The sequence below is a fragment of the Stackebrandtia nassauensis DSM 44728 genome (genome assembly GCF_000024545.1).
Taxonomy (GTDB): domain Bacteria; phylum Actinomycetota; class Actinomycetes; order Mycobacteriales; family Micromonosporaceae; genus Stackebrandtia; species Stackebrandtia nassauensis.
The window spans coordinates 2,037,473-2,051,625 of sequence record NC_013947.1; the positions used below are offsets into that span (position 1 = coordinate 2,037,473).

Here is a 14,153-nt window from a genome sequence, read left to right on the forward strand (position 1 = left end):
CCCCGAGCCCACGGCCACCGCCGACTAGACCCCGGACGACAACGCTGGTGCCCGCCCGCGAATCCGCGAGCGGGCACCAGCGTCCCGGCAAAGGGGGAGGTCAGGCCGTCGGAATCGCGGCGGCCTCAGGCTTCTCGTCACCGGGCGGGGGCTTCTCCTCGTCGCCCTCGTCCACGTAGTAGTCCAGCGGCTTGGTGCCGTCCTTGCCGTCGGCCACCTTCATCGCCTTCAGGATCGGCGTCAGCAACACGACCACCAGCAGGTTGAGCGCGATGGCCAACAGTCCCGCGTAGACGGTGATCTTGGTGTCGAAGCCGAGCTTCTCCAACGGGAAGGCACTGCCGCCGAAGTGCGGCCGCTTGCCGTCGGCCGACGGGCAGAAGTACAGCATCAGCATGCCGCCACCCATACCCGCGAACCAGCCCCCGATGAGCGCACCCTTGTGGAACCAACGGGTGAACACGCCCAGCGCCAGGCTCGGCAGCGTCTGCAGGATGATGACCCCACCGATGAGCTGCAGATCGATGGCGAACTGGAGCGGCAGCACGATGATGCACACCACCGCGCCCACCTTGACCACAAGGGAGACCAGTTTGGACACCTTGGTCTCCTGCGCCGGAGTGGCGTCCTTGCGGATGTACTCGCGGTAGATGTTGCGGGTGAACAGGTTCGCCGCCGCGATCGACATGATCGCCGCCGGAACCAGCGCGCCGATACCCACCGCCGCGAACGCGACCCCGGTGAACCAGTCCGAGAACTGGTCGTTGAACAACTCCGGGACGATGGTGCTGGTGTCAGGATTCCCGTTGGGCAACAGCAGCGGTTTGGTCCCGGCCGCCAGCGCCATGAAACCCAGCAGCGCGATCAGGCCCAGCAGGAACGAGTACGCGGGCAGCGCGGACATGTTGCGCTTGATGGTGTTGCGGCTGCGGCTGGACAGCACCCCGGTCACCGAGTGCGGGTACAGGAACAGCGCCAGCGCCGAACCCAGTGCCAGCGAGATGTACTGCAACTGGTTGTTCTCGTTGAGCAGCAGCCCACCCTTACCGCTCTCGGTGAAGGCGGTGTCGGCCTTGTCGAAGATCGCGTCCCAGCCACCCAGCTGCGTCGGGATGTAGATGACGGCCACCAGGATGACGACGTAGATGAGGATGTCCTTGACGAACGCGATCAGCGCGGGAGCCCGCAGGCCGGACTGGTAGGTGTAGGCGGCCAGGATCGCGAAGGCGATGACGATCGGTAGGTGCCCGGCCAGTCCACTGCCGGTCAGGCCCATCGACTTGAGCACCGCCTCGATGCCCACCAGCTGCAGCGCGATGTAGGGCATCGTGGCCACCAGACCGGTGATCGCGACGAGCAGCGCCAGCAACGGCGACCCGAACCGGGCCCGCACGAAGTCGGCGGGGGTGACGAAACCGTGCTCTTTGGACACCGACCACAGTTTGATGAGGAACATGAACACGATCGGGTAGGCGATCACGGTGTAGGGCAACGCGAAGAACCCGGCCGCGCCCGCGCCGAACACCAGCGCCGGTACCGCCACGAACGTATAGGCGGTGTAGAGGTCACCACCGATGAGGAACCAGCTGATCCAGGTGCCGAAGTTGCGTCCGCCCAGCCCCCATTCGTTGAGGTGCTCCATGGTGGTGGGCCGCCGCCACCGGGCGGCGACGAATCCCATCGCCGAGACCCCGGCGAACAGGATGGTGAAGATGATCAGTTCGGTCCATTCGAGGTTCATTTGTCATCACCCTTCGCCTTGGTGATGCGGTAGACGAAGGTCGTGGTGGTCACGCCGAGGATGATGAACGCCAGCTGGATCCAGTAGAAGGCCGGGAATCCGAGCAGCCGGGGCTCGTCGAAGTTGAACAGGAACGGCATCAGCGGAACCGCTATGGGCAACAGCAGCAGCCAGTTCCAGGGGCTGAGGTCGGACTTACGCGTCCGTTCGGGACTAGTAGACACCTGAGGACTCCATATGTGTTACGTGGGGCACGTCACTTATGGCCGGGGACGTTACCAGTTTTTGCGGGATTTGCCTCACCCGTCGAGACGGGGAGGGCTCAGCGCAGGGAAATTCCCGCCTGGCCGGTAGTCACGAAAGATGTCATACCCGGTATGTAGGTTCGAGGTGTGCAGCTTCGTTACCAATACCGTGTGTACCCGTCGCCTGGTCAGCGTATGGCACTGGCCAAGGCGTTCGGGTGCGCTCGTCTGGTGTGGAACGATGCGCTGGCATTGCGGAAACGGGCATATCAGGATGGCGTGGCCATCTCGCCTGGTGATGTGGCCAAGCGGGTCACCACGGTCGCGAAGAAGACGCCGCAGCGGGCGTTTCTGTCGGAGGTCAGCGCGGTGGTGCTGCAACAGTCGTTGCGTGACCTTGATACGGCGTACAAGAATTTCTTTGAGTCTGTGTCTGGGAAACGCAAGGGGCCCAAGGCGGGGCCGCCTAGGTTCAAGAAGCGTGCGTCGCGGCAGTCAATCCGGGTAAACCGCAATGCGTTCAGCCTCACGCAGAAACGCAGGTTGTATGTGGCCAAGGTCGGCGACTTGAAGGTGAGGTGGTCTCGCGAGCTTCCGGCCGTCCCGTCGAGTGTGACCGTGATCAAGACGGCAGCCGGGAGGTATTTCGCGTCGTTCGTGATCGAGGTTGCTGCTCAGCCTTTGCCCGTGTTGTCTGAGGATCAGGACACTGGCATCGACCTAGGGTTGTCGAGTTTCGCGGTGCTGCGTGGTCGGGTGATCGCTTCGCCGAGGTTTCTGCGCCAAGCCGAAAGAAGGATCCGCAAGGCACAACGCGAACTGGCCAGGAAGAGGAACGGCTCCGCGAACAGGCGAAAAACTCGCGTGAAGCTCGCGAAGGCGCATGCCCGCGTCGCTAACAGGCGACGCGATTTCATCGAACAGGAAACCACCCGCATCGTTCGTGAAAACCAAGCGGTCTATGTGGAGGACTTGTACGTGAAGGGGATGGCCGTCAGGCGGGGGCGGCGCGGCAAGTCCGTCGGCGACCAGGCGTTGGGAGCGTTCACGCGAACACTGGAGGCGAAGTGTGCGCGGTTTGGGCGGGGCTTCGCAAAAGTGGGCCGGTGGTTTCCCTCGACGCAGTTGTGTTCGGCGTGCGGGACTGTGGAGGGGCCGAAAGGACTGGCCGGATTGAAGGCGCGCACATGGGTGTGCGGTTGTGGAGCCGTACATGACAGGGACGCCAACGCCGAACACAACATTCGCGCCGAAGGACGGCGCGTTCTCGCCGAGGGGCGCTCGGAGAGGCTAAACGCCCGTGGAGCGCAGGTAAGACCGGTCCCAGTACCGGCACCGCGTGTTGAAACAGGAACCCGCCGAGGCGTTGACCGCGCAAAGGCTGAAAGCCCAGCGCCAGACACGCGGAAGGAACCTGGCTTATGACGGCTGGGAGGACGTCAACACGCATTGTCGCAAAGTGGAGGAACGAAGTTCGGGATGTGGAACAGTGGGGGCCGGGGGATTGCCCGGTATTCCGTGTTTGGGAAACAGCGAAATACCTGATCACGTCATGGGTGATTTAAACATTGCTGTATATCTGAATATATCGATAGCCTCAGGGAATCCCGGGTATGCCCGGGATTCGTGGCCGCCCGGGCCACGACAGACGCCGAAAACCAACAGGAGTCCGGTGTGAACAAGACCCGAATCAGAACCATGCTCATCGGTGCGTCAGCGGTCGCCCTGGCGACCACCGGCGGACTGCTCGCCGCCGACTCGGCACAGGCGGACGAACAGACCCGCGCCACCACCGTCTACTACAGCGCCAGCGGTTACCAGTCCGAAGCCGCCCAGGCGGCCCAGATCTGGAACGACGCGGTGCCCAACCTCAACATGGTCGAGGGCGGCAACGCCACCATCACCATCGAGGCCACCACCGGCGGCGGCTCCCGCGCCTACCCGTGCGGCCTGGGCTGCGCGTCCATCTACATCGACAGCCAGGACGTCGCCGCGGGCCACAACCCGCTGCGCATCGTCTCGCACGAGATCGGGCACGGCCACACGCTGCCCGACAACTACAACGGCGACTGCTCGATCCTGATGTCGGGCGGCAGCGCCGGAACCTCGTGCACCAACCCGAACCCCAGTGCGGGCGAGGCCGACCGCGTCAACTCCGCCTACGGCGGCGGCAAGTCGGGCGGCGCGGACATCGATCCCGGTGTCTACGACCCCTCACTGAGCTGAGGCCGCCGAGAATCCCCGGGTGGGGGCCCGCGCGGCCCCCACCCACATTCGCGTGATCGTGATGCAAAACTTGTCCCCATGAACACGCCGGAACCCAGCCAAGCACCGCAACGCCTGCTCGCCGGAGCCGTCGACCTGTCCTCGCTCGCGGCCCCCCGGCCCGCCCCGCCGCGCCCCACCGACGGCGAAGCCCCGGCGGCCGCCAACGGAGCGGCCGTCATCGACGTCACCGAGGCGACCTTCCAGGCCGAGGTGCTGGAGCGTTCGCTGAGCGTCCCGGTCGTCATCGACTTCTGGGCCGACTGGTGCCAGCCCTGTAAACAACTCTCCCCGGTCCTGGAGAAGCTGGCCGTCGAGAGCGGCGGCGCCTGGACCCTGGCCAAGATCGACGTGGACGCCAACCCCCAGCTGCAGGCCGCCTTCCAGGTGCAGTCGATCCCCATGGTCATCGCCATGTGGCAGGGCCGCCCCGTCGACGGCTTCCAGGGCGTGCAACCCGAGACCACGCTGCGCCAGTGGATCGGACGGCTCATAGAGGCCACCGGCGGCGAAGCCCCCGAGGTCCCGGCCGACCCGCAACTGGTCGCCGCCGAATCCGCCCTCGACGCGGGTGACCTCACCGGCGCCGAGAACGCCTTCACCTCCTACCTCGACCTCCACCCGGGCGACGCCGCCGCCGAGTCCGGCCTGGCCCAGGTCCGCCTCCTCCGCCGTGTCGAAGCCGCCGGTCCCGCTGCCCAGGAAGCCGCGGTCACCAACCCGACCGACATCCCGCAGGCCCTCCTGGCGTCCGACATCCAGGTCATCAACGGCCAGGCCGAGAACGCCTACCGCCAGCTCATCGACCTGATCGCCCGCCTGAACGGCGAGGACCGCGACACCGTCCGCAAACACCTCCTCGACCTGTTCACCATCGCCGGCCCCGAGGATCCCGTTGTGGCTCAAGCCCGCCGAAAGTTGGCCGCTGTGCTTTTCTAGCTAGGTTGTGGTTACCTCTTAGGAGTGAGACGTCTCGCCGTGCTGGACGCGCCCTCGAACCTGGGGTTGCGTCCACCCACCCCCACCACGGTTCCCGGCTGCGCCAAGGCCCCCGGCGCGCTGCGCGACCAGGGGTTGGTCGCGCGGTTGGGGGCTCGGGATGCCGGTTGTCTGACCGCGCCCCGGTTCGACACGGGGGATTGGCAGCCGGGGGACGGGGTTTCGCAGGCTGTCGAGATCGCGGAGTACTCGCGGAAGTTGGCCGATCGGATCGACGGGATTCTCGATGAGGGGGAGTTTCCGTTGGTGTTGGGTGGGGACTGCTCGATTCTGTTGGGGGCGGGGGTGGCGATGCGGCGTCGGGCCAAGGCCCGGGGTGGCAAGTGCGGGTTGGTTTTCATGGACGGGCACTCGGATTTCCGGCATCCGGGGAACGCTCCTTATGTGGGGGCCGCGGCGGGGGAGGATTTGGCGTTGGTGACCGGGCGGGGGCAGCCGGATTTGACCGATATCGATGGGTTGCGGCCGTATTTTCCGCCCGCGAGTACGGCGGTGTTGGGGATTCGGGACGGGGACGCGCATCGGATGGAGTTGACCGCCACCGGTATCGCGCATCGGACGGTGCCGCAGTTGCGCAGTGCCGGGGCGATTCGCAGTGCCGAGTGGGCGATCGATCGGTTGGGGGATGTGGGTGGGTTCTGGCTGCACGTGGACGTCGACATCCTGGATTCCTCGGTGATGCCCGCCGTCGACAGTCCGGATTCGGGGGGTATCGCGCATGGGGAGTTGCAGCAGCTCATCGAGGTGTTCACGTCCTATGAGGAGTGCCTGGGGATGGAGTTGACGGTGTTCGATCCCGACTACGATCCCGACGGGGAGTACGCGGCGGCGATCGTCGACACGTTGGTTCGGGGCCTTACCAGTTAGTGGACCGCCGTGCGCGCGGTTGCGTGTGATTGCGGGGTTGTGCGCGATCCGGGGCGCAATGCAGCAAGCGTTATCAGGACTGGTGTCCGGTTTCGGACAGTGCGGTGGATCGGACGGATGAATCGGCTCGCGAAAGCGTCGGGAATGTCCGTTCCACCGGGCGGAGTGGGTGTCATCCGTATGGGTTGAGCCACCCTCCGCAAGGAGGGATCCGCCTTAGACATCGTGCGAGGCGGACGTAGGCTCGTGCTCAGTGCGACGCCCACATCGGCGTGGGCGCGAAACGAACCTGGGAGCTGGCAAACGGTGTTGGCAATGGCCGCGGACGACGATGACCGGAACATCGACGAGGAACTGCCCAATCGGGACACACTGATCACCGAAGCGGTGACGTTGGCGGGGAACGACGCCGATCTGGCCGAGCTGATCGCCATGTACTGGCGGTTCGTCCCCGACGAGGATCTGGCGGGGCGTACGGCGACCGACCTGTACGAGACCACTGTGGCGCATCGGGAGCTGGCCTGGCAGCGGCTGCCCGGTGAGGTGAAGCTGTCGGTCACGACGCCGCCGATGCCGGAGGAGAACGGCGAGGGTCCCATCGCGGTGTGCCACACCGAGATCGACATCGTCACCGACGACATGCCGTTCCTGGTCGACTCGATCACCGCCGCGTTGACCCGCCGGGACCTCGACATCCACGTGGTGGTGCACCCGCTGGTGTTCGCCCGGCGCGAGGTGATGGGCGCGCTGAGTAAGGCCCCGTGCGCCAAGGGTGAGGACGACATCGTCCGGGAAAGCTGGATGCACTTCGAGGTGGACCGGCTGCGCGACTCCCAGGCCGCCGAAGAGGTGCACAACGCCATCCTCAAGGTGCTCACCGACGTGCGCGAGTGCGTCGAGGACTGGCCGAAGATGCGCGACGCGGCGTTCGCTCTCGCCGAGGAGATCGACGCCGAGGGGCACCGGCTCCCGGTTCCCGAGCGGGACCTCAACGACGCCGTGGGGCTGCTGCGGTGGCTGGCGGACAACAACTTCACCTTCCTCGGTTACCGCGAGTACCGGCTCGCCGACACCCCCGAGGGGCAGGCGCTGGCGGCGGCGCCGGGCACCGGACTGGGTCTGTTGCGCGCCGACCAGACGGCTCCGAAACTGTTGAGCAGCATGACTCCCGAGGCCTATGAGCGGGTCATGGAGAAGCGGCTGCTCATCGTCACCAAGACCAACTCCAGGTCCACCGTCCACCGCAACTCCTATATGGACTACATCGGGTTCAAGATCTTCGACGACGAGGGCAACGTCGTCGGCGAACGCCGGTTCCTGGGCCTGTTCACCTCGACGGCGTACCTGTCGTCGGTCAAGGACCTGCCGCTGGTCAGCCGCAAGGCGGCCGAGGTCATGGAGCGCAGCGGCCTGGCGGCCAACAGCCACTCCGGCAAGGACCTGATGGCCATCCTGGAGACCTACCCCCGCGACGAGCTGTTCCAGATCCGCACCGACGACCTGTACCGCACCGTCACCGACGTGCTGCGGCTGGCCGGACGGCGGCGGCTGCGGTTCTTCGCCCGCCGCGACACCTACGGCCGGTTCTTCTCCTGCCTGATCTACCTGCCGCGCGACCGGTTCAACACCGACAACCGCCACAAGATCCAGAAGATCCTGATGAAGCGGCTCAACGGTGTCGGCATCGACTTCTCCACCCATGTGTCGGAGTCGGTGCTGGCCCGCATCCACATGACGGTGCGCGTCGACCCGGCCAACCAGCCCGGCGACATCGACGAGGCCGCGATCCAGGAGGAACTGGTCGAGGCCACCCGCTCCTGGGACGCCGACTTCTCGATGCTGCTGGACCGGCAGCTGGGCGACGAACAGTCCAAAGAGGTGTACTCGCGGTACGTCGACGCGTTCACCAACACCTACAAGGACAGCCACTCGCCCAAGGAGGCCGCCAAGGACATCGCCAAGTTCGAGCTCGTCGACGAGCCCGGCGAACTGGCGCTGCACCTGTACCGGCGCCGCAAGTCCGACACCGACGTGCGGTTCAAGGTGTTCCGCTTCGGCGAGCCGATGATGCTGTCGGCGGTACTGCCGGTGCTGCATTCGCTGGGCGTCCAGGTCAGCGACGAGCGTCCCTATGAGATCGCCCGCGAGGACGGCACGATCTTCCTGCACGACTTCGGTCTGGTGATGCCCGACGACCTGCCGGTGCAGGTGCCGCAGGTGCGCGCCATCGTCGAGAACGCCTTCTCCGCGTCGTGGCGCGACGAGGCCGAGACCGACGGCTTCAACGAGCTGGTGCTGCGCGCCGGGATGACCTGGCGGCAGGTGGTGATCCTGCGCGCCTACGCCAAGTACCTGCGTCAGGCCGGGACCGTCTACACCGCCGGGTTCATGGCCGCGACGCTGGCCGCCAACCCGAAGCTGTCGACGATGCTGGTGTCGCTGTTCGAGACCTACTTCGACCCGAGCCTGCAACTGACCACCCAGGGCCGCGACGAGGCCGCCGAGAAACTGACCGGCGAGTTCCTCACCGCGCTGGAGGACGTTCCCAGCCTCGGCGCCGACCGGATCCTGCGCTCCTACCTGGCGCTGATCCAGGCGACCCTGCGCACCTCGTACTACCAGAAGGGCTCCTCCGGCCGACCCAAGCCGTACGTGGCGTTCAAACTGGACCCGCAGGCGATCCCCGACCTCCCGGCGCCCCGTCCCCGCTTCGAGATCTTCGTGTACTCGCCCCGCTTCGAGGGCGTCCACCTGCGTTACGGCAAGGTGGCCCGCGGCGGTCTGCGCTGGTCGGACCGGCGCGAGGACTTCCGCACCGAGATCCTGGGTCTGGTCAAGGCGCAGATGGTCAAGAACGCCGTCATCGTGCCGGTCGGCTCCAAGGGCGGTTTCGTCCTGAAGCACCCGCCCGCCGAACGCGAGGCGCTCCAGACCGAGGGCGTCACCTGCTACAAGGCGTTCATCTCGGCGCTCTTGGACGTCACCGACAACATCGACAACACCTCCGGCAAGGTCGTGCCGCCGCCGGACGTGGTGCGCCGCGACGGCGACGACACCTACCTGGTGGTGGCCGCCGACAAGGGAACCGCGACCTTCTCCGACATCGCCAACGAGATCGCCGCCCGCTACGGCTTCTGGCTGGGCGACGCCTTCGCCTCGGGCGGTTCGGCCGGTTACGACCACAAGAAGATGGGCATCACCGCCCGCGGCGCCTGGGAGTCCGTCAAACGCCATTTCCGCACCATCGGCGTCGACACCCAGACCACCGACCACACCTGCGTCGGCATCGGCGACATGGGCGGCGACGTGTTCGGCAACGGCCTGCTGTGCTCCAAGCACACCCGGCTGGTGGCCGCGTTCAACCACATGCACATCTTCATCGACCCCGACCCGGACACCGCCCCGGCGTACGCCGAGCGGGAACGGCTGTTCAAGCTGCCCCGGTCCACCTGGGACGACTTCGACAAGTCGATCATCAGTGAGGGCGGCGGCGTGTGGTCGCGCTCGGCCAAGTCGATCCCGCTGACCCCGCAGGTGCGCACCCTGCTCGACCTGGACGACACGGTCACGGAGCTGGCGCCCAGCGAACTGATCAAGGCGATCCTTCGGGCCAAGGTCGACCTGCTGTGGAACGGCGGCATCGGCACCTATGTCAAGGCCGCCACCGAGACCCACGCCGAGGTGGGCGACAAGGGCAACGACGCGCTGCGCGTCGACGGCGCCGAACTGCGCTGCACCGTCGTGGGCGAGGGCGGCAACCTGGGCCTGACCCAGCGCGGCCGCATCGAGGCCGCCAAGAACGGCGTCCGGCTGTCGACCGACTTCATCGACAACTCCGCCGGTGTCGACACCTCCGACCACGAGGTCAACATCAAGGTGCTGCTGTCGCGGGCCATCAACGCCGGTCAGCTGCCCGGTGCCGACCGCGACCAGCTGCTGATGGACATGACCGACGAGGTCGCGCAGCTGGCGCTGGCCGACAACTACGCGCAGAACGCGGCCCTGGCCAGTGCCGACGCGCAGGCGGGCAAGCTGCTGAGCGTCCACATCCGGTTGATGAAGCACCTGTCCAAGACCGCCGGCCTGGACCGCAAACTGGAGGCGCTGCCCAACGACAAGGAGATCGCCGCCCGCGTGTCCGCCGGTGAGGGCCTCACCGAGCCGGAACTGGCGGTGCTGCTGTCCTATGTGAAGCTGGGCTTCTCGGACGAGATCATCGCCTCCGACCTGCCCGACGAGGAGTGGACCCGGCCGGTCCTCATCGACTACTTCCCGAAACCGCTGCGGGAACGCTTCGAGCGGCTCATGCCCGAGCACCCGCTGCGGCGCGAGATCGTCACGACGGTGCTCATCAACGAGGCCGTCAACCGGGGCGGCACCTCGTTCGTGTTCCGGGTCGCCGAGGAGACCAGCGCCCACGTCGCCGACGTGCTGCGCGCCTACGTGATCGTCCGGGATGTCTTCGGGCTCAAGGACATCTGGGCCGACATCGAGGCGCTGGACAACAAGGTGCCCGCCGAGGCGCAGACCGCCGCGATGCTGGTGATCCGTCGGCTGCTGGACCGGGGCGCGCGCTGGCTGGTGCAGAACCGGGCGGTGCCGCTGGACGTGTCGGGCGAGACCGCGCGGATGAGGCCGGGTGTCTCGCGGCTGTTGCCGCGCATCGGTGAGCTGCTGCGCGGCACCGAGCGGGAGGGCATGCGCGCCTACACCGCCAAGCTGGTGTCCAAGGGCGTGCCGCAGGACCTGGCCGACCGGGTCGTGGGCCTGATGTACGGCTTCGGGCTGGTGGACGTCGTGGAGGTCGCCGACTCGGTCGAGGCCGATGTGGACTCGGTCGCCGAGGCGTACTTCACGCTCACCGCGAGGTTCGGCGTCGACGACATCCTCACCCGGATCTCGGAGCTGCCGCGCGGCAACCGGTCGCAGACCCTGGCGCGCACCGCGTTGCGCTACGACCTGTACGCGGCCATGGCCGACCTGACCCGGCAGGCCCTGTCCACCACTTCGGAGGACCTGGGGTCGGCCGAACGGGTGGAGCAGTGGCAGACCGACAACAGTGCCACAGTGGAGCGGGTCACCGACGCGCGGGACGAATTCGTCACCGAAGGCGCAGATCTCGCCGCACTGTCCGTCCTGTTGCGACAGGTGCGGACACTCGCTCAGTCGTCGAGCACTCGCAAACAGTGACCATAATAGAGGTATATATTTCGAAACTCGGGCTTTCCCGGGGGGCGGGTGAGTGATAGGAATCATTGGTGGCCTTAAGGAGTCAATGTTCGAATCCGCCGAATGGCGATTTCGGACATTCTCCGGCGGCCACTGATTTCCAACCCCTACCCCCGGGAGTTCGAGTTCATGCCTTCTGTTCCCCAGGCGTCGCGCCGCAACGTCATCCGTGGCGCGCTCGTCGTCGGTGTCGCCGGTGCGGCCGGTGGCGGTGCCCTGTTGACCGCCAACCTCGCCCAGGCCGAGAACGACGCCAAGGCCAAGGCCCCAGAGATCTTCAGCTGCGAGGACTGGGGCGCCCGACCCGGCAGCGGGTCGCAGCTCAGCAACAAACCGACCAAGATCGTCATCCACCACACCGCCTCGGCGAACCAGTCCGACACGTCCAAGCAGGCAGCGTTCAAGCTGGCCAAGGACGTGCAGAGCTGGCACATGGACGGCAACGGCTGGTCCGACACCGGTAACAACTTCACCATCAGCCGCGGCGGCTTCATCATGGAAGGCCGCCACACCAGCCTCAAGCACCTGAACGACGGCAAGGGCTGGGTCCAGAGCGCTCACGCCCCGGGCGCCAACTCCGACGGTATCGGTATCGAGAACGAAGGAACCTACACCGACGGCCTGCCGCCCAAGGAGCTGTGGAACGCACTGGTGCAGTTCTGCGCGCACGCGTGCAAGCAGTTCGGCATCGCGCCCAAGGAGATCTACGGCCACCGCGACTTCTCGTCGACCGCCTGCCCCGGCGAGGCGTTCTACGCGAAGCTGCCCCAGCTGCGCAAGGACGTGGAAGCGGCCCTCAACGGTGACGGCGGCGGCGGTGGCGACGACGCCTGGACCGCGGTCGTCGACAACGGCGACAAGGACGTCAAGCGCGGCGAGGGCTGGAAGCTGTCGGCCTACTCCGCCGACAAGCACGGCAAGGACTACGCCTTCGCCGAGCCCGGCAACGGCGGTGGCCTGGTCGAGTTCACCGTGACCATCCCCAAGGACGGCACCTACACCGTGTCGACCTGGTACGCGGCCAACAAGGGCTACAACCCCAAGGCCCCATACACGGTCCACGCGGGCGGCACCGACAAGGCCGTCACCGTCGACCAGACCGCCAAGGGCGGCCAGTGGGTCTCGCTGGGCGACTACAAGCTCAAGAAGGGCAAGCAGAAGCTTGTCTCGGTCGGTCACAAGACCACCGGCAAGGGCTACGTCATCGCCGACGCGATTCAGGTGAAAGCCAAGAAATAGGAAATTCTTCCCTTGGGGCGCCGGAGTTCTCGAACTCCGGCGCCCTTTGCCACATTATGGAGGAATTGTTTCTGCGGGAACATAAGCCAGGCATAAATCCGGATTCACGGACTATCCATCCGGCGCGGAAAGTGATAGACCGTCATATGCGGATCTGTTTATACGGGTCCCACGAAACCGGCACTTTCGAGACCCCCTGGGAGTGACACCATGTCCCCGATACCCCCGACCTCGCGCCGCAACCTGCTTCGCGGAGCGATCGTGGTCGGCGCCGGCACTGCGGTGGGCGGCGCCGCGCTGCTGACCACCAGCGTGGCCCACGCCGACGCCAAGGCCCCCGAGATCACCAGCTGCGCGGACTGGGGAGCCCGCGAACCCAGCGGTGAACTGACCCAGCTGGACGCCAACCCGACCAAGATCGTCATCCACCACACCGCCAGCGGCAACTCCGGCGGCGAGGACCAGGAGTCGTCCAACGCCTTCGCCCGCGAGGTGCAGAGCTGGCACATGGACGGCAACGGCTGGTCCGACACCGGTCAGCACTTCACCGTCACCCGTGGCGGCTTCGCGCTGGAGGGTCGCCACACGTCGTTGCAGCACCTGACCGACGGCGCGGGCTTCGTCCAGGGTGCCCACTCCCCGGGCGCCAACACCGACGGCGTCGGCATCGAGAACCAGGGCACCTTCACCGACAGCCTGCCGCCGGAGGCGCTGTACAACAAGCTGGTCGAGCTGTGCGCCTACATCTGCACCCAGTGGGGCATCGACCCCAAGGAGATCTACGGGCACCGCGACTTCTACAACACCGAGTGCCCCGGCCAGGCGTTCTACGACCAGCTGCCGAAGCTGCGCGAAGACGTCGCCGCGGCTGTCGGAGGTTAGCCGATGCGCAAGCCACAGGCCTCCCGCCGCACCGTCCTGCGTGGAGCGGTCATGCTCGGCGTCGGCACGGCGGTGGGCGGCGGTGCCCTGTTCACCACCGGCATCGCGCACGCCGAGGTGCCGACCCCGGAGATCATGGACTGCGACGGCTGGGGCGCCAAGGAACCCTCGGGCGAGCTGAACCAGCTCACCGACAACCCGAACAAGATCCTGGTGCACCACACCCAGTCCGCCAACGTCGACGACACCTCGCAGCAGGCCGCGATCGACATCGCCCGCGAGATCCAGCACTGGCACATGGACGAGAACGGCTGGTCGGACTCCGGTCAGCACTTCACCATCAGCCGGGGCGGATACGTCCTGGAGGGTCGCCACACCAGTCTGAAGCACCTGACCGACGGATCCGGGATGGTCCAGGGCGCCCACGCCCCGGGCCAGAACACCTCCGCGATCGGCATCGAGAACCAGGGCACCTACTTCGAGGTCGAACCACCGGCCGAACTGTGGACCAGCCTGGTCAACTTCTGCGCCTACACCTGCCAGCAGTACGGCATCGCGGCGACCGAGATCTACGGTCACCGCGACTACGTGGACACCGACTGTCCCGGCGACGTGCTGTACAACAAGATCCCGCAACTGCGCGAAGAAGTCCAAAAGGTACTCGACGGCTCCTAGAACCTGTCCCC

At 66.4% G+C, this 14,153-nt stretch carries 9 protein-coding genes and 1 pseudogene; 8 read left to right on the forward strand and 2 right to left on the reverse strand.

All coding sequences use genetic code 11. From position 1 onward, the window contains the following. Positions 1-100: 100 nt before the first annotated feature. Together mctP and SNAS_RS09490 are read right to left on the reverse strand one after the other, a co-directional pair. The gene (gene mctP, locus SNAS_RS09485) at positions 101-1,741 is read right to left on the reverse strand and encodes a monocarboxylate uptake permease MctP (RefSeq protein ID WP_013017188.1); all 1,641 of its coding nucleotides are present in this window, start codon (positions 1,739-1,741) and stop codon (positions 101-103) included. Then, positions 1,738-1,965: a DUF3311 domain-containing protein gene (locus tag SNAS_RS09490; RefSeq protein WP_013017189.1), complete on the reverse strand. Its 228-nt coding sequence runs from the start codon at positions 1,963-1,965 to the stop codon at positions 1,738-1,740. Before SNAS_RS09490 ends, mctP begins: the two co-directional genes overlap by 4 nt. Positions 1,966-2,133: 168 nt before the next feature. Here SNAS_RS09490 and SNAS_RS09495 point away from each other — a divergent pair, with 168 nt between their 5' ends. From SNAS_RS09495 to SNAS_RS09530, 8 genes and pseudogenes are all read left to right on the forward strand, one after another. Further along, positions 2,134-3,411, forward strand: coding sequence for an RNA-guided endonuclease InsQ/TnpB family protein (locus tag SNAS_RS09495; protein ID WP_013017190.1), 1,278 nt, complete (start codon positions 2,134-2,136; stop codon positions 3,409-3,411). Between the two features lie 249 nt (positions 3,412-3,660). Next, positions 3,661-4,212: a snapalysin family zinc-dependent metalloprotease gene (locus SNAS_RS09500; RefSeq protein WP_013017191.1), complete on the forward strand. Its 552-nt coding sequence runs from the start codon at positions 3,661-3,663 to the stop codon at positions 4,210-4,212. A 78-nt stretch (positions 4,213-4,290) separates the two neighbouring features. Next, the gene (locus SNAS_RS09505; RefSeq protein WP_013017192.1) at positions 4,291-5,190 is read left to right on the forward strand and encodes a tetratricopeptide repeat protein; all 900 of its coding nucleotides are present in this window, start codon (positions 4,291-4,293) and stop codon (positions 5,188-5,190) included. Positions 5,191-5,214: 24 nt separating this feature from the next. Continuing rightward, positions 5,215-6,108 (forward strand): annotated as a pseudogene (locus SNAS_RS09510) (arginase family protein); the annotation flags it as partial. 324 nt (positions 6,109-6,432) lie between these two features. Continuing rightward, entirely contained in the window at positions 6,433-11,307 is a 4,875-nt protein-coding gene (locus SNAS_RS09515) for an NAD-glutamate dehydrogenase (protein WP_083787066.1), read from the forward strand. A 168-nt stretch (positions 11,308-11,475) separates the two neighbouring features. After that, the gene (locus SNAS_RS33900; RefSeq protein WP_041625852.1) at positions 11,476-12,585 is read left to right on the forward strand and encodes a golvesin C-terminal-like domain-containing protein; all 1,110 of its coding nucleotides are present in this window, start codon (positions 11,476-11,478) and stop codon (positions 12,583-12,585) included. A gap of 210 nt (positions 12,586-12,795) precedes the next feature. After that, on the forward strand, positions 12,796-13,467 hold the full coding sequence (locus tag SNAS_RS09525; RefSeq protein ID WP_013017196.1) for a peptidoglycan recognition protein family protein: 672 nt from the start codon (positions 12,796-12,798) through the stop codon (positions 13,465-13,467). Between the two features lie 3 nt (positions 13,468-13,470). After that, the gene (locus SNAS_RS09530) at positions 13,471-14,142 is read left to right on the forward strand and encodes a peptidoglycan recognition protein family protein (RefSeq protein ID WP_013017197.1); all 672 of its coding nucleotides are present in this window, start codon (positions 13,471-13,473) and stop codon (positions 14,140-14,142) included. Positions 14,143-14,153: the final 11 nt, after the last annotated feature.